19 protein-coding genes are annotated in these 24,435 nt (G+C 68.6%); 10 read left to right on the top strand and 9 right to left on the bottom strand.

The annotated features are described in order from the left end of the window. Positions 1–89 precede the first annotated feature (89 nt). Positions 90–1,574 carry a PLP-dependent aminotransferase family protein gene (locus DIE03_RS04970; protein ID WP_124448048.1) on the top strand — a complete coding sequence of 495 codons (1,485 nt, stop codon included), beginning with the start codon at positions 90–92 and terminating at the stop codon, positions 1,572–1,574. Positions 1,575–1,655: 81 nt separating this feature from the next. Here the strand turns inward: DIE03_RS04970 and DIE03_RS04965 are convergent, their stop codons facing one another. From DIE03_RS04965 to DIE03_RS04955, 3 genes are all read right to left on the bottom strand, one after another. After that, positions 1,656–1,931: a hypothetical protein gene (locus tag DIE03_RS04965; RefSeq protein WP_034191604.1), complete on the bottom strand. Its 276-nt coding sequence runs from the start codon at positions 1,929–1,931 to the stop codon at positions 1,656–1,658. A 97-nt stretch (positions 1,932–2,028) separates the two neighbouring features. Further along, positions 2,029–3,414, bottom strand: coding sequence for a cytochrome-c peroxidase (locus tag DIE03_RS04960; protein ID WP_185658101.1), 1,386 nt, complete (start codon positions 3,412–3,414; stop codon positions 2,029–2,031). Continuing rightward, a complete protein-coding gene (locus tag DIE03_RS04955; RefSeq protein WP_124448046.1) occupies positions 3,411–4,874 on the bottom strand; it encodes a metallophosphoesterase in 1,464 nt (487 codons plus the stop codon). Before DIE03_RS04955 ends, DIE03_RS04960 begins: the two co-directional genes overlap by 4 nt. Before the next feature lie 178 nt (positions 4,875–5,052). On the opposite strand from DIE03_RS04955, the gene DIE03_RS04950 reads away from it, so the two are divergent. Continuing rightward, complete coding sequence (locus tag DIE03_RS04950) at positions 5,053–5,901, top strand: class I SAM-dependent methyltransferase (RefSeq protein WP_124448044.1); 849 nt, start codon at positions 5,053–5,055, stop codon at positions 5,899–5,901. Between the two features lie 101 nt (positions 5,902–6,002). Here DIE03_RS04950 and DIE03_RS04945 read toward each other — a convergent pair whose 3' ends face one another. The 5 genes from DIE03_RS04945 to DIE03_RS04925 form a co-directional block, all read right to left on the bottom strand. Continuing rightward, positions 6,003–6,314, bottom strand: coding sequence for a hypothetical protein (locus tag DIE03_RS04945; protein ID WP_124448042.1), 312 nt, complete (start codon positions 6,312–6,314; stop codon positions 6,003–6,005). Between the two features lie 61 nt (positions 6,315–6,375). Beyond that, on the bottom strand, positions 6,376–8,397 hold the full coding sequence (locus DIE03_RS04940) for a BCCT family transporter (protein WP_124448040.1): 2,022 nt from the start codon (positions 8,395–8,397) through the stop codon (positions 6,376–6,378). 308 nt (positions 8,398–8,705) lie between these two features. Beyond that, positions 8,706–9,893, bottom strand: a complete 1,188-nt coding sequence (locus DIE03_RS04935; RefSeq protein ID WP_124448038.1) for a porin — start codon at positions 9,891–9,893, stop codon at positions 8,706–8,708. A gap of 106 nt (positions 9,894–9,999) precedes the next feature. Further along, positions 10,000–12,420 (bottom strand): TIM-barrel domain-containing protein, encoded by a 2,421-nt coding sequence (locus DIE03_RS04930; RefSeq protein ID WP_124448036.1) that lies wholly within the window; start codon positions 12,418–12,420, stop codon positions 10,000–10,002. A 27-nt stretch (positions 12,421–12,447) separates the two neighbouring features. After that, positions 12,448–13,719: an MFS transporter gene (locus DIE03_RS04925; RefSeq protein ID WP_124448034.1), complete on the bottom strand. Its 1,272-nt coding sequence runs from the start codon at positions 13,717–13,719 to the stop codon at positions 12,448–12,450. A gap of 469 nt (positions 13,720–14,188) precedes the next feature. On the opposite strand from DIE03_RS04925, the gene DIE03_RS04920 reads away from it, so the two are divergent. From DIE03_RS04920 to DIE03_RS04885, 8 genes are all read left to right on the top strand, one after another. After that, complete coding sequence (locus DIE03_RS04920; RefSeq protein WP_124448032.1) at positions 14,189–15,133, top strand: MurR/RpiR family transcriptional regulator; 945 nt, start codon at positions 14,189–14,191, stop codon at positions 15,131–15,133. After that, the gene (locus DIE03_RS04915; protein ID WP_124448030.1) at positions 15,130–16,116 is read left to right on the top strand and encodes an isoaspartyl peptidase/L-asparaginase family protein; all 987 of its coding nucleotides are present in this window, start codon (positions 15,130–15,132) and stop codon (positions 16,114–16,116) included. Before DIE03_RS04920 ends, DIE03_RS04915 begins: the two co-directional genes overlap by 4 nt. 26 nt (positions 16,117–16,142) lie before the next feature. Further along, the gene (locus DIE03_RS04910; RefSeq protein ID WP_124448028.1) at positions 16,143–18,041 is read left to right on the top strand and encodes a dipeptide ABC transporter ATP-binding protein; all 1,899 of its coding nucleotides are present in this window, start codon (positions 16,143–16,145) and stop codon (positions 18,039–18,041) included. Between the two features lie 129 nt (positions 18,042–18,170). Continuing rightward, a complete protein-coding gene (gsiB, locus tag DIE03_RS04905; protein WP_124448026.1) occupies positions 18,171–19,733 on the top strand; it encodes a glutathione ABC transporter substrate-binding protein GsiB in 1,563 nt (520 codons plus the stop codon). Positions 19,734–19,800: 67 nt separating this feature from the next. Then, positions 19,801–20,721, top strand: coding sequence for a glutathione ABC transporter permease GsiC (gene gsiC, locus DIE03_RS04900; protein WP_124448024.1), 921 nt, complete (start codon positions 19,801–19,803; stop codon positions 20,719–20,721). A 13-nt stretch (positions 20,722–20,734) separates the two neighbouring features. After that, positions 20,735–21,628, top strand: a complete 894-nt coding sequence (gsiD, locus tag DIE03_RS04895) for a glutathione ABC transporter permease GsiD (protein WP_124448022.1) — start codon at positions 20,735–20,737, stop codon at positions 21,626–21,628. Beyond that, the gene (locus tag DIE03_RS04890) at positions 21,628–22,710 is read left to right on the top strand and encodes a P1 family peptidase (RefSeq protein WP_124448020.1); all 1,083 of its coding nucleotides are present in this window, start codon (positions 21,628–21,630) and stop codon (positions 22,708–22,710) included. Before gsiD ends, DIE03_RS04890 begins: the two co-directional genes overlap by 1 nt. Continuing rightward, the gene (locus DIE03_RS04885) at positions 22,707–23,534 is read left to right on the top strand and encodes a M55 family metallopeptidase (RefSeq protein ID WP_124448018.1); all 828 of its coding nucleotides are present in this window, start codon (positions 22,707–22,709) and stop codon (positions 23,532–23,534) included. Before DIE03_RS04890 ends, DIE03_RS04885 begins: the two co-directional genes overlap by 4 nt. Positions 23,535–23,569: 35 nt before the next feature. On the opposite strand, the gene DIE03_RS04880 is transcribed toward DIE03_RS04885, so the two are convergent. Beyond that, a complete protein-coding gene (locus tag DIE03_RS04880) occupies positions 23,570–24,349 on the bottom strand; it encodes an alpha/beta fold hydrolase (protein ID WP_124448150.1) in 780 nt (259 codons plus the stop codon). Positions 24,350–24,435: the final 86 nt, after the last annotated feature.

Raw genomic sequence — 24,435 nt, 5'->3', positions numbered from 1 at the left:
TGCAGGCGGCGATTTCGTATTGCTGTATCGGTGGGTTTTCTCCCGATCTGTATCTGGCGTGCGCCTGGCGGCGCGGGCACGATCCTCCGATGACGCCTTTTGCCAACGCATCCCGCCCGCCATTGCCGCTGGACGGTGAGCCGCTTTACGAACGGCTCGCCGAGCATTACCGCCGCATCATCGCGGCCGGCACGCTGTCGCCCGGCGACCGGATGCCGTCGGTGCGCGCGTTCATGGCGCAGCACGGCGTAAGCCTGTCGACCGCGACCCAGGCGTTCCGGCGGCTCGAGGATACGGGCTGGTGCGAGGCCAAGCCGCGCTCGGGCTACTTCGTGCGGCGCCGCGCGGCGGCTGCACTCGCCACGCTGCCGGAAAGCGACGGGCCGTCGTTGCGCGTCGAGCCACCGTTCGCGGGCCTGCATGAACGCGTGTCGCACGTGATCGACCGCGCGAACGCGGTAACCGACGCGTTGAATCTCGGCGGCGCGTCCGCGCTCGCCACGCTGTATCCGGCTGACCGCCTGCAGGCGCTGGCGATCCGGCTGCTGCGACGCAAGCCCACGTTGCTGACCGATGCGGGGCCCGTCGGCGGTTCGCCCGAATTTCGGCAGACGATGGCCAAACGCGCGCTGTCGTACGGCGTGGCGGTGACACCGGATGACGTGCTGTCGACGAGCGGCGGCGTCGATGCCGTGAATCTCGCGTTGCGCGCGGTGGCGCGCCCCGGCGACACGATCGCGATCGAATCGCCGGCCTTCTTCGGCCTGATCCAGTTGCTCGAAAGTCTCGGCCTGCGTGCGCTCGAAATCCCGGCGAGCCCGACGACCGGGCTGTCGATCGAGGCGCTTGAAGTGGCGCTGGCCGCGTATCCGGACATTCGGGCCGTGGTCGTCGTGCCGAACCTGCAGAACCCGCTCGGCTGCGTGATGCCGGACGAGCGCAAGGCCGCGCTCGTCGCGCTGTGCTCGCGCCACGGTGTGGCCGTGATCGAGGACGAGCCGTATCGCGAGCTCGTCGAAGGGCCACAGACGGTCAAGCCGGTCAAGGCATGGGACCGCGATGGCACGGTGATCTACTGCCCGTCGTTCAACAAGGTGCTGGCGCCCGGGATGCGGCTCGGCTGGATGAGCGCGGGGCGCTGGCAGGCGCGCGTGAGGATGCTGAAGTTCGCGCAAAGCCGGCACAACGCTGCGCTGCTGCAGGCCGTGGCCGCCGAATTCGTCGGCTCGGGGGCGTTCGACCGCCACTTGCACCGGTTTCGTGCTCAATTGCGCGTGCAGCGCGACGTGACGATCGACGCAATCGCACGACATTTCCCGACCGGCACGCGGATGAACCAGCCGCTGGGCGGGATGCTGCTGTGGATCGCATTGCCGGACGGCGTGCGTTCCGAGCCGCTGTTCGATGCCGCGCTAGCGCAGGGGATCAGGATCGCGCCCGGTTCGATCTTCTCGAACTCCGACCGCTTCGACGGCTATATCCGGCTGGCCTGCACGCGCGTGTTCGATGCGGCGCACGAAGCGGCGTTCGAAACGCTCGGCCGCCTCGTACGGGAAGCCACGGCGGCAGCGTAAGCGCAGCGGCGGCCGGCCGGACTGGCGAATACGCGGGCGCGCCGGCTTGCCGAGGCGCCGCCGCGGCAAGCCGCCGCCATTTCATCGGCTGGCCGAGTGTGTGGCGAGGTGCTGGCGGATCAGCGACAGGTAACGATCGCCGACCGAGAAATCGCGTGCGGCGCGCGGCCGGTCGGCCTGGCGCAGCGTGGCCGGCGCGCTCATGCCCAGATACCGGCATACGGCGGACGGGAAGGGCTTGCGCGTATGCCCGAGCTGGCGAGCCGCGCGCTCGACGCGGGCATCGCCGACCTGGGCGCGAAGCCATGCCAGCACTTGGCGATCGGCTTCGTTGACGATACGGACCAGATGTTCCATCGCGCACCTCACTGTTCATAAATACAGTACTGTAAATATAACCAGTGTTTGCGCCGACCGCAAGCGGATGCCGATGCGATTGGCCATCCGGCCAGGGTCAACGCGCCGGCGTGGCGGTTCGCGTGATCCGGGCGGCGGGGGCGACGGGGGCCGCGACCGCCGTATATCGCGCGTCGGTCAGCGTGCCGAGGAACGCGACGATGTCGTCGATTTCCGCGTCGGTCAGCGCGGGCGGCGTCCCGGGCCGGCGGTTCATCGGCGTCGAGTTGACGTTGATGTTGCCGCGATAGGCGGCCGGTACGTCGTCGAACGTGTTGGCGCCGTGGTACCAGAAGCCGGGATCGGTCGAGCGCGTGTTGTAGAACGCGACCGCGTCGCGCAGCGTCGTGAACACGCCGTTGTGCATGAACGTCTGCTTGACCGCGACGTTGCGCAGCCCCGGCGTGCGGAGGTAGCCGCACCATTGCGTCGGCTCGGGCCAGCGCAGCCGGCGCGCGGTGTCGCACAGCCCGTTGTCGAAATGGCGCGGATCGCGGTTCGCCGGCAGCGCGCGGTTGCGCGGCACCGCGATCGCGTCGTAGCCGAAATCGGTGAACAGCGAGCGCTCCGGGCGGCTCGACGTGTCCGACAGCGTGTGGCAGGTCATGCAATTGCCCTTGTCCGGATTCCGGAACAGCGCGAGGCCGCGCATCTCGGCCGGCGCGAGCGGCTTGCGGGTACGCAGGAACGCGTCGAAGCGCGACGTGAACGGCGCCATCTCGTCGCTCTGCAGATACGCCTCGACGGCCGAACCGAGCGCGCGCACCAGTTGCTCGGGATCGCGCCGCACCGGCGCACCGAAACGCGCGGCGAGATCCGGCGCGAGTTCGGTCGCATCGACCTTGCGCAGCAGTGCGGCCGGCGACCGGTTGTTCATCTCGTTCGAATCGAACAGCGGCCCGCGGATCTGCTCGGCGAGCGTATCCGCGCGGCCGTCGCTGAACAGGCCGCCGAACGGCGACGGCGCGGGCGCGTCGTCGTCCTGGTAGAAGTGGCGGCGCGGCACGTAGCGCACATAGAGCAGCGACGGCGCGTTGCGCCGGCTGAAGCGCCCGGGCCGGCTGCCTTCCGGTACGCCGGGCCCCGCGAGCGACGCGGCCGACAGCGTCGGCGCGAAGGCGCGCCCCGGATCGTGGCAGCCCGCGCACGACATGCCGCGCGGCTCGGACAGCCGCGGGTCGAAGAAGATCCGGCGGCCGAGCGCGACGAGCGTCGGGTCGGGCGCGAAGCGTGCGGTGGCCGCGTCGATCTTGCTTGTCACCTGTGGCGTGCCGTTGCCGATCGTATCGACGACGCGCGACGGCGGCGCGCCGGGAAGCAGTACCGTTTCGGCCGGCGCGGCGTGGGCCGCGAGCGCCACGCCGGTGAGCAGCATGGCTGCAAGCGCGTGCCGCAATTGCCGGCCGCGCACCACGCGGCCGTCGCATCGAACGCCTTCGCTCACGGCGCGATGAACCCCGTCTTGTCGCAGGCGAGCGTCGTGCCCGACTGGTCACACGACGCGAGCAGCTTGCCGGCCGCCGAGTACGCATGGAACACCCAGCCCGTCGCGGGCGCCGCGCGGCGCTCCATGATCAGGAAGCCGAAGCTGTTGTTGTGCGACAGCCGCTCGATCACGGCGCCCGGCGCGGGCGTCAGGCCGGCCGGAAACGGATCGGGCAGCGCGACGTCGAGGTTGTCGCCGCCGTTGCCGGACACGATCGTCGCCGGGTGCCCGGACGAGAAGTTGATCGCCTGGAAGTCGTGCACGTGGCCGTGCAGCGCGACGTGCACGCCCGGCGGGTAGTACGCCTGCGCGTTGAGGCTCGACATCACCGACTGCAGCGCAAGGTTGCCCGGCGCGGGCGTGCTGCCGGCGATCGGCGCGAACGCGAGGATCGGGTGATGGTTCGTGAAGATCGTCGTCGTCATGCCGGCCTTCGACGCGAGCGACGCGACCGTCTGGAACTGCTTCTGGTAGATGCCGAATTGCGCGTCGGTCGTCTTGAGCGGCGTGCGGCCGACCTTCGCGGTATCGAACACGATGACCTGCGAGCCGCCGCCGAGCGACACCGCATAGGGTTCCGAATAGTTCGCGTTGTTGTCGTTGGCCGGATCGTCGCACGAGCGGGCCGCCGAATACGGGCGCGGATCGAGGAAGCGGAACCAGCCCTGGCCCGCGCGTGCGCATTCCTCGTGGTTGCCGCGCACGACGACCCACGGCGCCTTCGCGAGCAGCGGTGCTGCCGGGCGGAACAGGTCGGCCTGCCACGTATCCCAGCCGTAGCCCCACGGGCTGTTCTTGCAGCCGGCGATATCCGGCGGGCATGCGTTCTCGCGATAGTGGTAGTCGCCGATGTGCATCACGAGATCGGGCGACAGCTTCGCGACGCTGGCCGCGATCGTGTCGAGCGGCCACACCGCTGCATCGTTGCACGCCTGCCATGCGTTGTCGGCCTTCTTCATCCGGCAGCCCGTGTCGGCGATGATCGCGATGCGCTGCGGCTGCGCTTTCGGCAGCGGCAGCGCGCGGCCCGCGACGCTTGCCGCCTGCGCGCCGGCCGGCAGCGTCGTTTCGCACACGGAAACCGGGAAGCTCGACGGTTTCGAATCGGCCGGATCGCTGGCGGTCGGCCGCTGGGCCGGCGTGGCGGCGCCCGCGCGCAGCGCCATGCGCGACAGCTTGCCGTCGACGGTCAGTTGCGGGCACAGCGGGTCGCTGGCCGACGCGGGCGTGTAGTTCGTGATGACGCGCGCGATTGCCTGGTTAGCATCGCCGATCTCGACCCATGCGGCCTGGACGTTGACCGATGCGCTGGCCGGATCGTCCGGCGTATCGATGTGATTCGAGCACGCGGACAGCGCGGCGAGGGCAACAAGGGGCGCGCAGCGCACGAGCAGGGCGCGTGTGAGGAATCGTCGCATGGGAGGCACCGTAGGAAAGTCGTCAACGATACGCAGCGTGAATGTAAGAAATGTGAAAAAACAGCGTGCGACACGGTTCTCGCTTATGGGCAGGCATCGCCGCCGGGGGCTTGACCTCAAGCCGGCTTGAAGCAGCACAGTCCGGTTCGTCATCAATGAATCGGAAGGGGAATCGACGATGGAAACCAGCCGGCCCAATGAAACGCAGTCCGCGTTGTGGAACGGCCCGTCGGGGCGCGCGTGGGTCGATGCGCAGGCGCCGATGGACCGGATGTTCGAACCGTTCGAGACGCTGCTCGCCGACACGGCGGCCGCGTCGTCCGCGCGCAGCGTGCTCGACGTCGGCTGCGGCACGGGGGCGGTCACGCTCGCGATCGCGCGGCGGCTCGGCGCGGATGCGCACTGCACGGGCATCGACATCTCGGCGCGGATGATCGACGCCGCGCGCTCGCGCGCCGAACGCTGCGGCGTGCCCGCCCGCTTCGTGTGCGCGGACGTGCAGACGCATGCGTTCGAGCCCGCGAGCGTCGACCTGATCGTGTCGCGTCTCGGCGTGATGTTCTTCGACGATCCGGTTCGCGCATTCGCGAACCTGCGGCAAGCGGCGCGGCCGGACGCGCTGATGCGGTTCGTCGCATGGCGCAGCGCGGCCGACAACCCGTTCATGACGACGGCCGAGCGGGTGGCTGCACCATTGCTGCCGAACTTGCCCGCGCGGCAACCCGGCGCGCCGGGCCAGTTCGCGTTCGGCGACCGGCGCCGAATTGCGTCGGTGCTGTCGGACAGCGGCTGGGCCGACGTCGCGATCGAACCGGTCGACAAGCCGTGCGTGTTGCCCGAGCCTGCGCTGGACGACTACATCGCGCGGCTGGGCCCGGTGGGCCTTGCGTTGCTGGAGACGGACGAAGCGACGCGGCGGCGCGTGGTCGATACGGTGCGTGCCGCGTTCGAGCGTTACGTGCACGGCGCGCAGGTGCGCTTCGATGCGGCGTGCTGGCTCGTGACGGCGCGCGCGCCGTCCGCGTGACGTAGTGGCGACAAGACGGCGCCGGGCGCATCGTCGCGCGCCGGCCCGCTCGCGCGCTGCCGTTCACGCGTGAGGAAACTGCGCCGCGCAATGCGTGCGCGTCAGCGTTTCCTCGCGCGCAGCATCAGCCACGCGCAACCGCCGGCCACCAGCGCGAGGCCGAGCAGGACGGCCTCGACGCCGAGCGCGAAACCGGGCGGCATTTCACCGGTGTTCGGCACGGGCGACAGGTTGCCGCCCATTGCGACGGCGCCGCCCGACAGCAGTGCCATGCAGACGATCCAGTAGATCTTGCCGCGCGGCGCCGCGGCGCGGATGCGCCACATCGCGATGCCGGCGCCGCCGAGATACAGCAGCGCGAGCGTGCCGAGCGCGACGAGGTCGGCGGAGCGGCTTTGCAGGAGTGCGTTCATCGCGACGCTCCGTCAGGCGTGGCGGGGCGATACGGCGGAACGACGCGTGCCGCGTACGTGCTCATTCGGCCTCCGTTGCATGTCCGGGCGCGCGGCTCAGCAGATGCGTCCGTGTGTCGGCGGCGAGCGACACGTAGCGTTCGTACTGGCGCAGCACGTCGGCGATCACCTCGTCGCCGCGCAGGTATTCGATGTCGTAGCCGAGCCGGCCGTCCTCGAAGAACGTGACGATCCCGTATACGTGCGCGCGGGCCGCATCGGGCTCGGCAGCCTCGCGCACGAGGAACGCCGCCGTGGATTTCGCCGTCACGCGCACGCCGTACACGAAGTCGCGATGCTCGGCGGTCGGCACGGTGAGCCGCACCGCATCGTCGCTGTCGCGCCGCACGAGCGCGTCGACGCCGCTCGCGCGCAGCTCGTCGGCGACCTTGCGCAGCGCGGGCTCGACCGTTTCCGCGACGCACTGGCGCGCCTCGGCCTCGGTTGTCTGCCGCAGGATGTGCGTGAGGCGGTGACGCCAGTGCTGGCCGGTCCAGAAGCTCGTCGCGGGCGCGACGTCCTGCGAATAGTGCGCGCGGTCGGCCGCGAGCCCGCGCCATAGCCCGTAGCACAGCGCGAGCATGATGATCGCGACCGGCAGCGCGGCGATCAGCGTCATCGCCTGCAGCGCGCCGAGCCCGCCGGCGACGAGCAGCACCGCGGCCGTCACGCCGAGCAGCGCGGCCCAGAACAGCCGCTGCCACACGGGCGAGTGCGCGTTGCCGCGCGTCGCGATCTGGTCGATCACGAACGCGCCCGAATCGGCGGACGTGACGAAGAACACCGCGATCAGCACGATCGCGGCGATCGACAGCAGTTGCGGGAACGGCAGGAAATCGAAGAAGCGGAACAGCAGCGCATCGACGTTGGTGGCCGTCTGCGCAAGCGCGCCGGCCGCACCGTGCGTATCGAGCCAGATCGCGCTGTTGCCGAACACCGTCATCCACACGAGGTTGAACGCGGTCGGCACGAGCAGCACGCCGATCACGAACTGGCGGATCGTGCGGCCGCGCGAAATGCGCGCGATGAACATGCCGACGAACGGCGACCACGACACCCACCATGCCCAGTAGAGGATCGTCCAGCCGCCGAACCAGCCTTCCTCGCGCGGCGGCGCGTACGCATAGGTGCGGAACGACAGATCGACGAGATGCGACAGGTACTGGCCGAGGTTGTCGCCGAGCGCGCGGAACAGGAACAGCGTCGGGCCCGCGACGACCACGAAGGCGAGCAGCAGGAACGCGAGCAGCAGGTTCAGCTCGGACAGCCGTCGCACGCCCTTGTCGAGGCCCGTCGCGGCCGACACGCCGGCGAGGATCACGACGACCGCGACCAGCCCGATGCGGAACACGTTGCTGCCGGTGTCCCAGCCGCCGACCGTATGCAGGCCCGCGCTCAGCTGCATCACGCCGTAGCCGAGCGTCGTCGCGATGCCGGCGACCGTGCCGACCAGCGCGAACGCGTCGACGGTGTGGCCGATCCAGCCGTCGATGCGCTCGCGCAGCACGGGATACAGCCCCGAGCGCAGCGTCAGCGGCAGGTTGTAGCGAAAGCCGAAGTACGCGAGCACGAGCCCCATCAGCCCGTAGATCGCCCACGCATGGAAGCCCCAGTGGAAGAAGGTCATCAGCATCGCTTCCTGCGCGGCGGCGGGCGTGCCGGGATCGACGGTCGGCGGCTTCAGGAAATGCTGCATCGGCTCGCCGACGCCGAAGTACATGAGGCCGATGCCCATGCCGGCCGCGAACAGCATGGCCGTCCACGAGACGAAGCTGAATTCGGGTTCGGCATCATCGGGGCCGAGGCGGATGTTGCCGAAGCCGCTGGCGGCGATCAGCACGAGAAACACGAGGAAGCCGGTGACGGCGAGCACGTAGAACCAGTCGAAGCGTGCGATGACCCATTGCTGGCCGGCGGAGAAGAGCGCGCCGGCTTCGCTTGGGCGCAGCGCGCACACGACGAGCAGCGCGCCGATCACGGCGAGCGCGGGCAGGACGACTTGCGGCTTGAACGTCGTGCGGGGCGGGGGGCGGGAATCCGGCATGGCGGGCATCCAGTTGTGGGCGCAACGACGCGCGACGCCGCCCGGCGCGCACGTCGCGCGTCGGACCCTGGTACGGCGTGCGTCGAGTGTACCGCGGTGTCAGGACTGCAAGAAGGGGCATGCAGAAGGGATCAACCTGACGAATTGTAAGGTATCGGGGCGATCGAGAAAACCGGTGCGGTTCGCCGAGTGGGCCGGCGGCGTGCGAAAAACGCCGTGGCGAACGTCCATCGGGCGCCCGGACGGCGCATGCGGAATACGCATCGTCCGGGGCGGCGGCAGCGCGCTGAAGGCGCTGCAGGGCAGGTTCAGAACGTGACGGCGATGCCGGCCATGCCGACGAACTGGCCGTGCGTGGTCGACGGTGTGAGCTGCTGCGAATCGCCGACGATCGGCGCCGCGTCGACGATATGGCCGGCGCCTTGCGCGCCGAGCGTCTGGCCACTCGAATGCGTATAGGCCTGCAGCGCATAGAGCGTCGTGCGCTTCGACAGGCTGTACGACTCCTTCAGCGAGTACTGCTGGTAGCGGGCCGCGCTCGCGACGCCGTTCGCCTTCGACGCGAGCGTGTACGCGAACGCGCCGGCCACCGAGAACGTCGGCGTGAAGCGGTACGCGGCGAGCGCGCCGTAGGTATTGAACACGGCCGTGTCGGCAAACGCCGAGCCGTTGCCGGGCAGGTACTTCACGTTCGAGTAGTTGACGCCCATCGTCAGGTTGCCGAACGTGGTGTTGCCCGCCGCCGCGACCTGCTCGACGGCCTTCGCGGTCAGGTAGCCTTGGTTCAGCACGGATACCGCGAAGCTGCCCGACGATGCCGTGGCCGGGTTCAGGAAGCCGGCGGACGAGCCCGAGCTGTTGATCCGCAGGTAGCCGGCCGCGATCCCGATCGGCCCGTTCGCATAGCGCAGCGCGGCGCTGAACGTGTTGCCCTTGCCGGTCGCGCCTGCGATGCCGCCGAATGCGTACATCGCGCTCGCGGTCAGCCCGGCGAAGGTCGGCGACGTATAGGTGACCGAGTTGTTCACGCGGATCGTCGTGTCGAGGCCGTCGATGTCGCCCGGATGTGCGCCGGTCGCGCCGGTCAGCCAGCTGCTCGACGCATACGGGCCGACGAACAGGAAGTAGGGCGTGTACTGGCGGCCGGCCGTCAGCGTGCCGTAGTGATCGTTGCGCAGGCCGACGAATGCCTGGCGGTTGAAGATCGTGCCGGCGGCGGCCTGCGCGCCGGTATTCAGGTTGAAGCCGGACTGCAGGTCGAAGATCGCATGCGTGCCGCCGCCGAGATCCTCGTCGCCGCGCAGCCCGAACTTGGATGCATACAGGTTGCCGTCGCGCATGTAGATGTTCGAGTGGCCTTGCTGGTTGTTCACGTACGCGATCGAATCGTCTACGACGCCGTACAGCGTCACGCTGCTCTGTGCGTGGACGGCGGTCGTGCCGAGCGATGCGGCCGATAAAATCAGGATTGCATAGCGGTTGACGGGTGCTTTCATTGTCGATCTCCGGATCTCTTCATCTTTTCAACGGGGCGGGAGGCTGGAGCGCCTCCTCTGTGTCGGGCGGCGGGCCGCACGAACGGCCCGCCCGATCGGGTGTGCTTCAGTCGTCGAGCGCGACGACGATGCGACGCCATGCGCCGTGCGGCACGTCCTGCTCGATACGCGCGCCGCGCACGGCGACGGGGCCCTGCAGCGATGCGGGCAGCAGGATCTCGACGCGTCCGGCCGGGCGGCCCGGGCGGCCGTCCCAGCGAACCGACACGCCGAGCACGCCCGACGCCTCGCGGCCGGTTTCGATCCGCCACAGTCCGTATTCGCCGTCGCGCCAGGCTTCCGTTTCGCCGTCGTCCTCGACGCATTCGCCGTACGCGACGCCGTCCTCGACGCGCGGCGCGACGAGGAAGCCGCGCGTGTCGGCACGTGCGCCGAAATGCTGCTCCGCGACGTTCAGCGGCAGTACGCGGCCTTCGCGCAGCAGCATCACCGGCGTGTCGAGCGGTGCGGGCAGCGTCACGCTCGCGCCGCCGTCGAACGCCTGCGCGCTCGCGCAGCACATCCAGCGCGCGCCCGACGGCAGGTACACCGTGCGCTCGGTCTGGCCGGGGGCGACGACCGGCGCGACCAGCAGCGCGTCGCCGAGCATCATGTCGTCGCACGCGTCGTAGCAGCGCGCATCGCCGGGGAAATCGGCGAGGGTCGGCCGCAGCACGGGCTCGTAGCGCGTCGTCGACAGCCACAGCAGGTGATAGAGGTAAGGCAGCAGCCGGTAGCGCTGCTTGATCAGCGACGCGATCTGCGCGGTGATCTCCGGATACATCCACGGCTCGTTGACGGTGCCGTCGTCGTTCCACGAATGAATGCTGAAGCGCGGCATGAAGATGCCGAACTGCACCCAGCGCAGCAGCAGCTCGGGCGACGGCGCGGGGCCGGAGAAGCCGCCGATGTCGTGGCCGATGTTCGACACGCCCGACAGCGCGAGCCCGAGCCCCATCTTCAGGTTGTAGCGCAGCGTTTCCCACGACGTATGGTTGTCGCCGGACCAGGTCTGCACGTAGCGCTGCATGCCGGCGCCGCCGGAGCGCGACACGAGGAACGGCCGCTGCGCCGGCGCATGGGCGCGCTGCGCTTCGCGCGACGCGCGCATCATCAGCATCGTCTGCAGCACCTTCGCCTCGCGCGCCGGGAACGGCTGGCCGAAGCCGTGCGCGAGCGCATCGGGCGACCAGATCTCGTATTCGTTGTTGTCGTTCCAGGTCGATTCGATCCCGTACTCGAGCAGCGCCGACGTGACCTGCTCGCGCCACCAGCGGTACGCGTCCGGCTGCGTGAAGTCGAGGTACGCACCGACCTCGTCCCAGAACTGCACCCACGCAGGCTCGCCGGAGGCCGAGCGGATCAGCAGCCCGCGCTGCGCGGCATCGTCGAAGGCGGGATGGTCGCGCAGCAGGCATGGCTTGATGTTCGCGCACAGGCGGATGCCGTGGTCGCGGTAGTGCTTCACGAAGCCCTTCGCGTCGGGGAACTTGTCGCGGTTCCAGTTGAACACGTAGCGCTTCGCGCCGATCGACGTATAGCCCGACGACAGGTGGAACGAATCGCACAGGATGTCGTGCTCGTCGCACTGCTCGACGAACCGGTTCATCTGCTGCTGCGCGTCCGGCGCGTCGGTATAGCTCATCGTCGAGCCCGAATAGCCGAGCCCCCATTTCGGCATGCGCGCGGGGCGCCCGGTGAGCCACGTGAAGCGCCGCGCGGCCGCGAGCGGCGTGTCGGGCGACGCGATGAAGTAGTAGTCGAGATCGCCGTGCTCGGCGACGAAATAGCGGTACGGGCCGTGATAGTTGTCGAGTTCGCGGCCCATGTCGAACGAGCAGTCCGACAGCGTGTCGTAGAACAGCCCGAAGCCCTGGCAGGCGTCCGGCGACCACGTGATGTAGAACGGGATGTGCTTGTACAGCGGGTCGGTATGTTTCGCGCTGTAGCCCATCGCGTCGATGTTGCGCATCTCGAAGCGCGCGCCTGTGCGGTCGAGTTCGCCCGCGCGTTCGCCGAGACCGAACACCTTGTCGCCGTGCGCGCGGGTGACGTAGTGATACGCGCGGTCGTCCCACCAGCCGAAGTTGTAGGCCTGCGTCGAGCGGTCGGCCAGCGCGACTCGCCACGTACCGTCCGCGCCGCGCATCGACCACGTGCAATGGCCGCCTTGCCAGCGCACGGCGAGCCGGATCTGCGCGGTCTCGATGTGCAGGCCGTCGTCGTCCTCGACGAGGGTGAAGGCGGGCAGCGCGAAGCCGTCGAGGTCGAGGCGGTCGCGCCCGTCGAGCGGCACGTCGTCGAGGCCCGGCGCGATCGTCCACGTGCGCGGGTTGCGCGCCGTGGCGTCGGGCAGCACGCGTACGCGCACGATGTCGTCCTCGAGCACGAAGATCTCGACGGTGGCGCCCGCATCGGACGCGAGCAGCACGCGGTTCGCATGCTTGCCGGCAACGCGGAACACGGGCGGATGAAGGAGCGAAGTCATGAAGGCGATTCCTGGTGAGGGCAAATGTCAGGCGTGCTGGGCGAGCAGGCGTTCCTGCTTCGACTGCCCGCGGATCAGTACCGCGAGCAGCGTGACGCCGATGATGTCGAACAGGCCGAGGCACGCGAACAGCGGCGCGTAGCCGATCTTGTCGGCGAGCGCGCCGACCAGCAGCGAGAAACCGAGCCCGCCGATCCACGCGGCCATTCCCGCGAAGCCGCTCGCGGTGCCGACTTCCTCGGAATCGAACACGTCGGCCGACAGCGTGTTGACGAGCGCGGAGATCATCTGGTGCGCGAAACCGCCGACGCAGAACAGCGCGATGGCCGTGTACGGTGACGAGACGAGGCCGATCATCGCGGGCCCGAGCATCAGCACCGCGCCGAGCGCGACGCCGGCGACGCGCGACCACACGAGCGGCAGCCTGAAGCGTTTCGCGAGATACGGCGACAGGTAGCCGCCCGCGATGCCGCCGGCGTCGGCCGCGAGGAACGGCATCCACGCGAAGATCGCGATCTGCGTGAGCGGCATGTGGCGCTCGGTTGCGAGATACAGCGGAATCCAGAAGCTGAATGTCTGCCATGCCGGTTCGGCGAAGAAGCGCGGCAGCGCGATGGCCCAGAAGCGCCGTGCGGTGACGACGTCGCGGATGCGGCGCTTCGACACGGGCGGCATCGTCGCCTGGCCGTCGCGGATCAGCGCGCGCTCCCGCGGCGTGATGCGCGGATGATCGGCCGGCGACCGGTACTGCGTGTACCAGAGCGCGGCCCACACGAACCCGAGCGCGCCGGTGGCCATGAACGCGGCCTGCCAGCCGAACCGCATCGACAGGAACACGACGAGCGGCGGTGCGATCGCGGCGCCGAGCGACGTGCCCGCATTGAAGTAGCCGACCGCGACGGACTTCTCGCGATCGGGAAACCATTCGGCGACGGCCTTCATGCCCGACGGAATCGCGGCGGCCTCGAACAGCCCCAGGAAGCCGCGCAGGATGCCGAGCGACAGCCAGCCCGACGCGAAACCATGCGCGACGCCGACGATCGACCACAGCATCGCGAACAGTGCGAACCCGAGCCGCAGCCCGATCAGGTCGACGATGAATCCGCACACCGGCTGCATGATCGTGTAGCCGATCTGGAACGCGCCGACGATGTACGAGTACTGCTGCGTCGAGATCGCGAACACCTGCTTCAACTCGGGCGCGAGCACCGCGAGGGAATTCCGTGCGAGGTAGTTGAGGATCGTGCCGAGACACACGAGCACGATGATCCACCAGCGCAATGCCTTGACTGTTTTCACTGCTGTCTCCTGTTGGGCAGGACAGGCATGCAAAGCCTGTCTTGATCCATGCGAGCCGTCCGGTCAGGAAGGCTCTTTTACCTTATTTGTACGATGTCCGATCATTCTGGCCGCCGCTTCCCAGCGGCTTTTGTCGAAATTACGCCGTTCGAGCGAAAATTATGTCGCTGTTGGGCGCGATTGTTATCTGACGACTGATCATTTTCGAGCATCCTATGTTCGAATTCGAATCAGGTCAACGCCAATTTGCATTCGAACGAACATGATCGGGGTTTTCCCGGTGTGCTGGCGGCGGCGGGGCGCGAACCTGGACGGCGCTCGCGTGCCGAGCCCCGCGCGGCGGGGCTCGGCGACGGCACGGCGCCCGGCGGACGGCCGACAGGGCGTGACAACCCTGATGAAAATTAATTTTTTTCCGGAACAAGGATTGTGTAAATTGATTTTCATCATCCTTGCAACGACCCTTCGCATGACGCCTCTCGTTCCGCACGACGCCATTCAGGCAGAACCCGCGATCGCCGAACGGATCGCGTCGGCGATGCCGTTGATGACGCCGATTCACCGGCGCATGGGCGAATTCGTGCTCGCGAACCCGTTTCGCGCGGCGACGATGCGGATCGACGAACTCGCGCAGGCCGTGAGTGCGTCGATCGCGACCGCGAACCGCTTCGCGAAGGCGCTCGGTTTCGACGGCTATCCGGCGATGCGCGCTGCGCTCGTGCGCGGCTTCGAAGCGACGCTCGGGCCGGTCGAACGGCTGCGTTCCGCGCAGGAGCAGGAGCCCGGCGTACGCGGCGCGGCATGGATCGACGCGGTATTCGACCAGGCTGCCGCCAACATCCAGAGCACGCGCGCGCAACTCGACGCGGCCGATGTCGAGGCCGCGGTCGAGGCGATCGTCGGCGCTCGACGCGTGCTGATCCTCGGCGCCGGGTCGAGCGCGTTTCTCAGCGGGCTGATGGAGCACGGGCTGTCCGTGTGCCACGACAACGTGCAGTCGCTCGCGCTGCTCGGCGGGCCGTCGCACGCGGCGCGGCGCCTGTACACGGCCGATTCGCGCGATCTCGTGATCGCGCTCGCGTTTCCGCGCTACGTGAAGGACACGATCGAACTGGTCCGCCGGGCGGCGGCGCGCGGCGCACGCGTCCTCGGCATTTCCGACGGCCCGCAATCGCCGCTGGCGCCGGTCGCGTCGCTGAACCTGTACGTCAAGGCCGAACGGCGTTTCGCGGCCACGTCGGAAGCCGCCGTGCTCACGATGATCGAGGCGCTGATCGATGCGGTCGCGCTGCGCACGCACCGGTCCGCGAAGTCCGCTGCCGAGATGACCGAATTCCTGCTGCCGTGGCTCGTGCAGCCGCAGGCGGCGCTGCCGTCTGCCAATCCTCCTTCCTCTCGTCCGAAAAAATCATGAATTCTCCCGCGATCGTCGCGATTCACGGCGGCGCAGGCACGATCCTGCGCGAGGCGATGGATACCGACACCGAACGCCGGTATCGGGCCGAACTGACCGCGATCCTGCAGGCCGCGCAGCAGGTGCTGGCCGATGGCGGCAGCGCGCTCGATGCCGTCACCGTCGCGGTGCGGATGCTCGAGGACTGTCCGCTGTTCAACGCCGGGCGCGGCGCCGTCTACACGGCCGAGGGCAAGCACGAACTCGACGCGGCGGTCATGGACGGCGCGACGCTCGGCGCCGGCGCGATCTGTTGCGCGACGCGCGTGCGCAATCCCGTGCTCGCTGCGCGGCGCGTGATGGAGGCGAGCGAACACGTGCTGTTCGCCGGCGCGGGCGCCGATGCGTTCGCGGCCGCGCAGGGGCTCGAACTCGCGGAACCCGGCTACTTCGACACCGAGGCACGCCATGCGCAGTGGCTCAAGGCGCGCGCGGCGTCCGGCGTGATGCTCGACCACGATGCGGCGACGTTCGCGTTCGGCAAGGCGCAGCCGGCCGAGCCGCTCGATCCCGACCGCAAGCTCGGCACGGTCGGCGCGGTTGCATGCGACCTGCATGGCCACATCGCGGCGGCGACGTCGACCGGCGGCATCACGAACAAGCAGCCGGGGCGGGTGGGCGATTCGCCGATCATCGGCGCGGGCTGCTATGCGGACGACGCGACCTGCGCGGTTTCGTCGACGGGCACCGGCGAGATGTTCATCCGCCTCGCGACCGCGCATGACGTTGCCGCGCAGATCGCCTATCGCGGTGCGTCGCTCGCCGACGCCGCGCACGACGTCGTGATGAACAAGCTGCCGCGCCTCGCCGGCCGCGGCGGGCTCGTCGCGGTCGATGCGCACGGCAATGTCGCGATGCCGTTCAACACCGAAGGGATGTACCGCGGCTACGCGCGCGTCGGCGAGGCGCCGGTCGTCGGCATCTACCGCGACGACGCGGCCTGAATCCGGATCGCACGAGGAGAACCCGCATGACTTCGAGCCGAACCCCATCCGGCCTCGTGCTGCCCGAACAGCGCGTGGTGGCCGTCGAGGACCTGTCGGTCACGTTCCGCCGCGAAAGCGCGACGTTCGACGCGGTGCGCAACGTGTCGTTTCACGTCGACCGCGGCGAGACGCTCGCGATCGTTGGCGAATCGGGCTCCGGCAAGTCGGTCACGTCGCTCGCGCTGATGCGGCTCGTCGAGCACGGCGGCGGCGAGATCACGAGCGGCCGGATCGCGTTCCGGCGTCGCGGCGGCGCACTCGTCGATCTGGCGCAGGCGAGCGCCGCGACGATGCGCGGCATCCGCGGCGCGGACATCGCGATGATCTTCCAGGAGCCGATGACGTCGCTGAACCCGGTGTTCACGGTCGGCGACCAGATCAGCGAGGCGATCGCGCTGCACCAGTCGAAGGGCGCGGCCGAGGCGCGCGCGGAAGCGCTGCGGCTGCTCGATCTCGTGCGTATTCCGGAAGCGCGTCGCGTATTCGCGCGCTATCCGCACCAACTGTCGGGCGGGATGCGGCAGCGCGTGATGATCGCGATGGCGCTGTCGTGCCGGCCCGCGCTGCTGATCGCCGACGAGCCGACGACCGCGCTCGACGTGACGATCCAGGCGCAGATCCTGCAACTGGTGCGCGGGCTGCAGGACGAAATGAACATGGGCGTGATCTTCATCACGCACGACATGGGCGTGGTGGCCGAAGTGGCCGACCGCGTGCTCGTGATGTATCGCGGCGAGAAGGTCGAGGAGGGCGAGTCGGACCGCATCTTCGCGGCGCCCGCCCATCGCTACACGCGCGCGCTGCTCGCGGCCGTGCCGCGGCTCGGCTCGATGCAGGGTACCGACACGCCCGAGAAATTCCCGCTGCTGAAGGTGGACGACGCGAATGCGACGATCGCGGCTGCATCCGCCGCGAACGACGATGTGCAGCCGCCCGTCGATCACGCTGCGCCGCCGATCCTGCGCGTGAGCGATCTCGTGACGCGCTTTCCGGTGAAGAGCGGCGTGTTCGGCCGCGTGTCGCAGTACGTGCATGCGGTCGAGCGCGTGAGCTTCGAGCTGCGCGCGGGCGAGACGCTTGCGCTCGTCGGCGAATCGGGCTGCGGCAAGTCGACCACCGGCCGTTCGCTGCTGCGCCTCGTCGAATCGCAGAGCGGCTCGATCGAATTCGATGGCCGCGACATCAGCGCAATGAAGGGGCATGACCTGCAGGCGCTGCGCCGGAACATCCAGTTCATCTTCCAGGATCCGTTCGCGTCGCTGAACCCGCGCCTGACGGTCGGCTTCTCGATCATGGAGCCGCTGCTCGTGCATGGCGTCGCCAGCGGCAGCGAAGCGCAGGCGCGCGTCGACTGGCTGCTCGACAAGGTCGGCCTGCCGCCCGAGGCCGCGCGCCGCTATCCGCACGAATTCTCGGGCGGCCAGCGCCAGCGGATCGCGATCGCGCGTGCGCTCGCGCTGAACCCGAAGGTCGTGATCGCCGACGAATCGGTGTCGGCGCTCGACGTGTCGGTGCAGGCGCAGATCGTCAACCTGATGCTCGACCTGCAGCGCGAGCTCGGCGTCGCGTACCTGTTCATCTCGCACGACATGGCCGTCGTCGAGCGCATCAGCCATCGCGTCGCGGTGATGTATCTCGGCCAGATCGTCGAGATCGGTCCGCGCCGCGCGGTGTTCGAGGCGCCGCAGCATCCGTATACGAAGAAGCTGATGAGCGCGGTGCCGGTGGCCGATCCCGCGCGCAGGCATGCGCCGCGCCAGCTCGCGGCGGACGAAATCCCGAGCCCGATCCGCGCGATCGGCGACGAGCCGGCCGTCGCGCCGCTCGTCGCGGTCGGTCCCGATCATTACGTCGCGACGCATCGCGTCGGCGGCGCGTATTGACTGCGTGACGGAGCGCCTATGGACCGCAGCTGCGCACGCGCCAGGCAACGCCGTTATTTTCCCGAGCGGATGCTGTCGCACCGCGATTTCCACCACGCGTTACCGAATCATCCAGAGGAGCCAGACCAAATGAACAAGCCGTATTCGTTCCCGATGTTCCGTCCGCGCGCGCTGTTCGCGGCGGGAGCAGGTGCGCTCGCGCTGTCGGTCGCGGTGCCCGCGTTCGCGCAGCAGAACGTCGTGGTCGCCGTGTACTCGACGTTCACGACGATGGACCCGTACGACGCAAACGACACGGTGTCGCAGGCCGTCGTCAAGTCGTTCTACGAGGGGCTGTTCGGTTTCGACCGGAACATGAAGCTCGTCAACGTCCTGGCGACCAGCTACACGGCGTCGCCGGACGCGAAGGTGTACACGGTCAAGTTGCGCGAGGGCGTGAAATTCCACGACGGCACCGACTTCAATGCGGCCGCGGTGAAGGCGAACTTCGACCGCGTGACCGATCCGGCGAACAAGCTGAAGCGCTACGGCCTGTTCCGCGTGATCGAGAAGACGGAGGTGGTCGATCCGACCACGGTGCGGTTCACGTTGCGCGAGCCGTTCTCGGCGTTCATCAATACGCTCGCGCACCCGTCGGCGGTGATGATCTCGCCGGCCGCACTGAAGAAGTGGGGGCGTGACGTGTCGCTGCATCCGGTCGGCACCGGGCCGTTCGAATTCGTCGAATGGAAGCAGACCGACGACATGAAGGTGAAGAAATTCGCCGGCTACTGGAAGAAGGGGTATCCGAAGGTCGACACGATCGACTGGAAGCCGGTGGTCGACAACAACACGCGCGCGGCACTGATCAAGACGGGCGAGGCGGATTTCGCGTTCACGATTCCGTTCGAGCAGGCGAGCGACCTCAAGAGCAACGCGAAGATCGAACTGATCGAGTCGCCGTCGATCATCCAGCGCTACATTTCGCTGAACACGCAGCAAAAGCCGTTCGACAACCCGAAGGTGCGTGAAGCGCTGAACTACGCGGTCAACAAGGAGGCGCTCGCGAAGGTCGTGTTCGCCGGTTACGCGACACCGCAGACCGGAGTCGCGCCGATGGGCGTCGAATACGCGACGAAGCTCGGGCCCTGGCCGTACGATCCGGCGAAGGCGCGTGCGCTGCTGAAGGAAGCCGGCTATCCGAACGGATTCGAATCGACGCTCTGGTCCGCGTACAACCATTCGACGGCGCAGAAGCTGATCCAGTTCGTCCAGCAGCAGCTCGCGCAGGTTGGCGTGAAGGTGCAGGTGCAGGCACTCGAGGCCGGCGAGCGGGTCGCGAAGGTCGAGAGCGCCCAGGATCCGGCAACGGCGCCGGTGCGGATGTACTACAGCGGCTGGTCGGCATCGACGGGCGAAGCGAACTGGGCACTGACGCCGCTGCTCGCATCGGCATCGGCACCGCCGAAGCTCTACAACACCGCGTACTACAAGAGCGCTGCCGTCGACGATGATCTCGCGAAGGCGCTCGAGACGACCGATCGTGCGAAGAAGGCCTCGCTTTACGCCGACGCGCAGAAGCAGGTGTGGGCCGACGCGCCGTGGATCTTCCTGGTGCAGGAGAAGATCGTCTATGCGCGCAACAAGCGATTGCACGGCATGTACGTGATGCCGGACGGCTCGTTCAACTTCGACGAAATCTCGGTGAAATGACGGCGGCTTGCCCGCCTCGCGGTGCCGGCGGCGCAGGCCGCCGGCACGCTGATTCGATCGGTGCCCCATGCTGAATTTTCTCGTCAAACGGCTGCTCGGCCTGCTGCCCACGCTCGCGATCGTCGCGTTGCTGGTGTTCATGTTCGTGCACCTGCTGCCGGGCGACCCGGCGCGGCTCGCGGCAGGCCCCGAAGCCGACAATGCGACGGTCGCGCTCGTGCGTGCCGATCTCGGGCTCGATCGGCCGTTGCCCGCGCAGTTCGTGAATTTCTTCACGAAGATCGCGCACGGCGATTTCGGCATGTCGACGCGCAGCAAGCGGCCGGTATCGACCGAAATCGGCGAGCGCTTCATGCCGACGCTGCTGCTGACGCTCGTCAGCATGGGGTGGGCGACGCTGTTCGGCATGGCGATCGGGATCGCGTCGGCGGTGTGGCGCAATCGCTGGCCCGACCGTCTCGGCATGACGATCGCGGTGTCGGGCATCTCGTTTCCCGCGTTCGCGCTCGGCATGCTGCTGATGGAAATCTTCTCGGTGAAGCTCGGCTGGCTGCCGGTCGTGCCGGACGGTTCGTGGAAGAGCTACGTGCTGCCGTCGCTGACGCTCGGCGCGGCGGTCGCGGCCGTGATGGCGCGCTTCACGCGCGCATCGTTCGTCGAGGTGCTGAACGAGGACTTCGTGCGCACCGCGCGTGCGAAGGGCGTGCACGAGCCGATGGTGGTGCTCAAGCATTGCCTGCGCAACGCGATGATCCCGGTCGTCACGATGATGGGGCTGCAGTTCGGCTTCCTGCTCGGCGGCTCGATCGTCGTCGAGGTCGTGTTCAACTGGCCGGGGCTCGGGCGCCTGCTGGTCGATGCGGTGACGATGCGCGACTACCCCATGATCCAGGCGATCGTGCTGCTGTTCTCGCTCGAATTCATCCTGATCAACCTGGCCGTCGACGTGCTGTACGCGGTCATCAACCCGACCATCCGGTTCAAGTGAGAGTGAGGCGAGCATGAACGCGACTGTCCAGCCCGCGGCGCCGGCCGCACCGACCGCGATCCGCACGCCGTGGCGTGAATTCTGGCGCAAGTTCCGCAAGCAGACCGTCGCGCTCGTCGCGGGCGGCTTCGTGCTGGCGCTCGTCGTGCTGGCCTTCGTCGGCCCGCACATCGTGCCGTTCGATCCGGAGAACTACTTCGACTACGATGCGCTGAACGCGGGGCCGTCGGCCGTGCACTGGTTCGGCGTCGATTCGCTCGGCCGCGACATCTTCAGCCGGATCGTCGTCGGCACGCGCATCTCGCTCGCGGCCGGCTTCTTCTCGGTCGCGCTCGGCGCGGTGATCGGCACGTTCTTCGGGCTGCTCGCCGGCTACTACGAAGGCTGGTGGGACCGCATCACGATGCGCATCGCCGACGTACTGTTCGCCTTCCCCGGCATCCTGCTCGCGATCGGCGTGGTCGCTATCCTCGGCAACGGGATGATCAACGTGATCTGCGCGGTCGCGATCTTCAGCATCCCGGCGTTCGCGCGGCTCGTGCGCGGCAACACGCTGATGCTCAAGCACATGACCTATGTCGAGGCCGCGCGCAGCATCGGCGCGTCGGACTGGACGATCATCATGCGGCACATCCTGCCGGGCACCGTGTCGTCGGTCGTCGTCTACTTCACGATGCGGATCGGCACGTCGATCATCACGGCCGCGAGCCTGTCGTTCCTCGGGCTCGGCGCGCAGCCGCCGACGCCGGAGTGGGGTGCGATGCTCAACGAGGCGCGCGCGGACATGGTGACGGCACCGCACATCGCCATCTTCCCGAGCCTCGCGATCTTCCTGACCGTGCTCGCGTTCAACCTGCTCGGCGACGGGCTGCGCGACGCGCTCGATCCGAAGCTGGAGCGCCGCTGATGCGTGTTGCGCCGATGTGGGCCGCGACGCTGCCGGCCGGCCCGCGCGGCACGATCGCCGACGTGCCGGGCGTGACGGTCGGCCATTGCACGCTCGATGCCGGCAGCGTGCAGACGGGGGTGACCGTCGTGAAGCCGCATCCGGGCGACGTGTACCGCAGCAAGGTGCCCGCGGGCGTGGCCGTGATCAACGGCTTCGGCAAGAGCGTCGGGCTCGTGCAGGTCGGCGAACTCGGCACGCTCGATACGCCGATCGCGCTGACCAATACGTTCGGCGTCGGCGCAGTCGCCCAGGCGCAGATCCGCGCGGCGATCGCGGCGAATCCGCAGATCGGCCGCGACTGGCCGACCGTCAATCCGCTCGTGTTCGAGTGCAACGACGGCTATCTGAACGATATCCAGGCGTTCGCGGTCACGGCCGCGCATTACGACGACGCGTGCCGCACGGCGTCGCGCGACGTCGCACGCGGTGCGGTTGGCGCCGGGCGCGGGATGTCGTGCTTCGACCTGAAGGGCGGGATCGGCTCCGCTTCGCGCGTCGCCGTCGCGGCCGGCCGGCCGTATACGGTCGGCGCGCTCGTACTCGCGAATTTCGGCCGGTTGCCGATGCTGACGCTCGGCGGCGTGCCGCTCGGGCGCATCGTCGCGCAACGGCGGGCGGCCGAGGCCGCGCACGCGGCGCCGCCCGAGCGGGGCTCGATCATCCTGTTGCTCGCCACCGACGCGCCGCTCGACGCGCGGCAGTTGTCGCGGCTCGCGCGCCGCGCCGGTGCGGGGCTGGCCCGTACGGGATCCGTCTACGGGCATGGCAGCGGCGACATCGCGCTTGCGTTCTCGACCGCCTGCACGATCGCGCACGACGCATCGACGATGGCGCTGCCGGCCCTCGTGGCCGATGCGGCGCTCGATCCGCTGTTCATGGCTGCGGCCGAAAGCGTCGAGCACGCGATCGCCGACGCGTTGCTGCAGGCCGTGACGGTCGCCGGGCGCGACGGCCACGTGCGGCAATCGCTGCGCGACGCGGTGCCCGATCTCGAGCGGTTGTTCAACGAAGATAACGAAGGGTATTCGACCCAGTCATGAAGATCCTGATCTCGACCGACATCGAGGGTGTCGCCGGCGTATTCGCCACCGAGCAGACGCGCGCCGGCAATCCGGAATACGAACGGGCGCGTCGCTGGATGACCGCCGAAGCGAATGCGGCGATCGAAGGCGCGTTCGCGGGCGGCGCGCAGGCCGTGTGGGTCAACGATTCGCATGGCAGCTATCGCAACCTGCTGCCCGACGGGCTCGATGCGCGTGCGCGTGTCGTGCTCGGCAAGCCGCGCACGCTCGGGATGATGGCAGGCCTTGAACAGGGGCCCGATCTCGTGTTCATGATCGGTTTTCACGCGAAATCGCAGACGCGCGGCGTGCTCGCGCACACGATCAACAGCTTTGCATTCACGCAGGTGTGGCTGAACGGCGTCGAGCTCGGCGAAGCCGGGCTGTACGGCGCGCTGGCGCACGAATATGGCGCGCACGTCGCGCTTGCCACGGGCGACGACGTGTTCGCCGAGGAAACGCGGCCGCTGTTCCCGGACGCGCGTTTCGAGACGGTCAAGACGGCCGGCGGCACATCGAGCGGCGACACGCTCACGCCGGCCGCGTCGTGTGCGCGGATCGCGACCGCCGCGCGCGACGCGGTGGCGCAGGCGCTGTCGGCCGGCGTGCGTGCCGGCACGCATCGGCCCGCGCCGGCGGCTTGCACGCTGCGCGTGCAGACGGCCGCGCTGGCCGACCTGTTCGGCGTGCTGCCGTCGCTCGAGCGGGTCGATGCGGTGACGCTGCGTTTCGACGGGCCGTCGGTCGAGCACGTGGTGCGCACGCTGAACAGCCTGTCGGCGATGTCGTTCATGCTGCGGTGATGCGCGCCGCAACGATGCCGCCTGCGCGCGGCCGGTCAGTCGACGACGGCGGGGCCGGCCGTCGCGGCGAGCAGGAACGCTTCCATCGCCGCGACCAGCGCGAGCGGCGTCTCGTTCATCGGATAGTGGCCTGCATTGGGCAGCACGTCGACGGTGGCGAGCGGATAGCGCCGCAGGTAGGTGCGCGCCATCAGCGCCATGTCGAACGCGGGATCGTGTTCGCCGATCAGCACTTTGACGGGGTGCGTACCGGCGATCTCGTCGCTGAAATCCGTATCGGCCCACGCGCGGAAGTACGCGCCGAAAGCCTGCGCCGACGAACAGGCTGCCGAATACGCGGCTTTCCACTCGATCCAGGCGGCCGGCAGCCGGCCGCCGGTGCTGCGGTCGATGATGGTGCGGCGGTCGGCGACGTGGTCGGCGGCGCGCTCGAATAGCGCGCGCTTCTCCGCGTCGAACGGCAGGCCGCCGCACGGCACGGGGGTGATCGGAACCAGCGCGCGCACACGCTCGGGCGCCATGACGGCGATTTTCTCGGCCGCCATCGCACCCATCGAGTGGCCGACGAGGCTGAAGGTCGCGAAATCGAGCGCGTCGGCGAGCGCGAGCGCGTCGGCGGCGATCTCGTCGATCGTGTAGTCGCCCGCCGCGTCGCGCATGCGGCCGTAACCTCGGTAGTCCATGAATACGTAGGTGAAGTGCGCGTGCGACAGCCATGGTTCGACGGATTCGAACGCATGGGCGTCGCCGAACCAGCCGGGCAGTACAAGAACAGGGTGGGGGCCGGCCCCCACGCGATGAAACGTATTCGGCATGTCCGCTCCGATGAAGTTGCAATCCGGCCGATCAGGCCGACGGGTGTGGCGGCCGTGAGGTCGCGCAACGGTGGAGCGGATCGTAG

The sequence above is a fragment of the Burkholderia sp. Bp8992 genome, from assembly GCF_003853705.1.
Taxonomy (GTDB): Bacteria; Pseudomonadota; Gammaproteobacteria; order Burkholderiales; family Burkholderiaceae; genus Burkholderia.
Note: the sequence above shows the minus strand (reverse complement) of the source record. Positions and strands in the feature narration are given on the sequence as shown.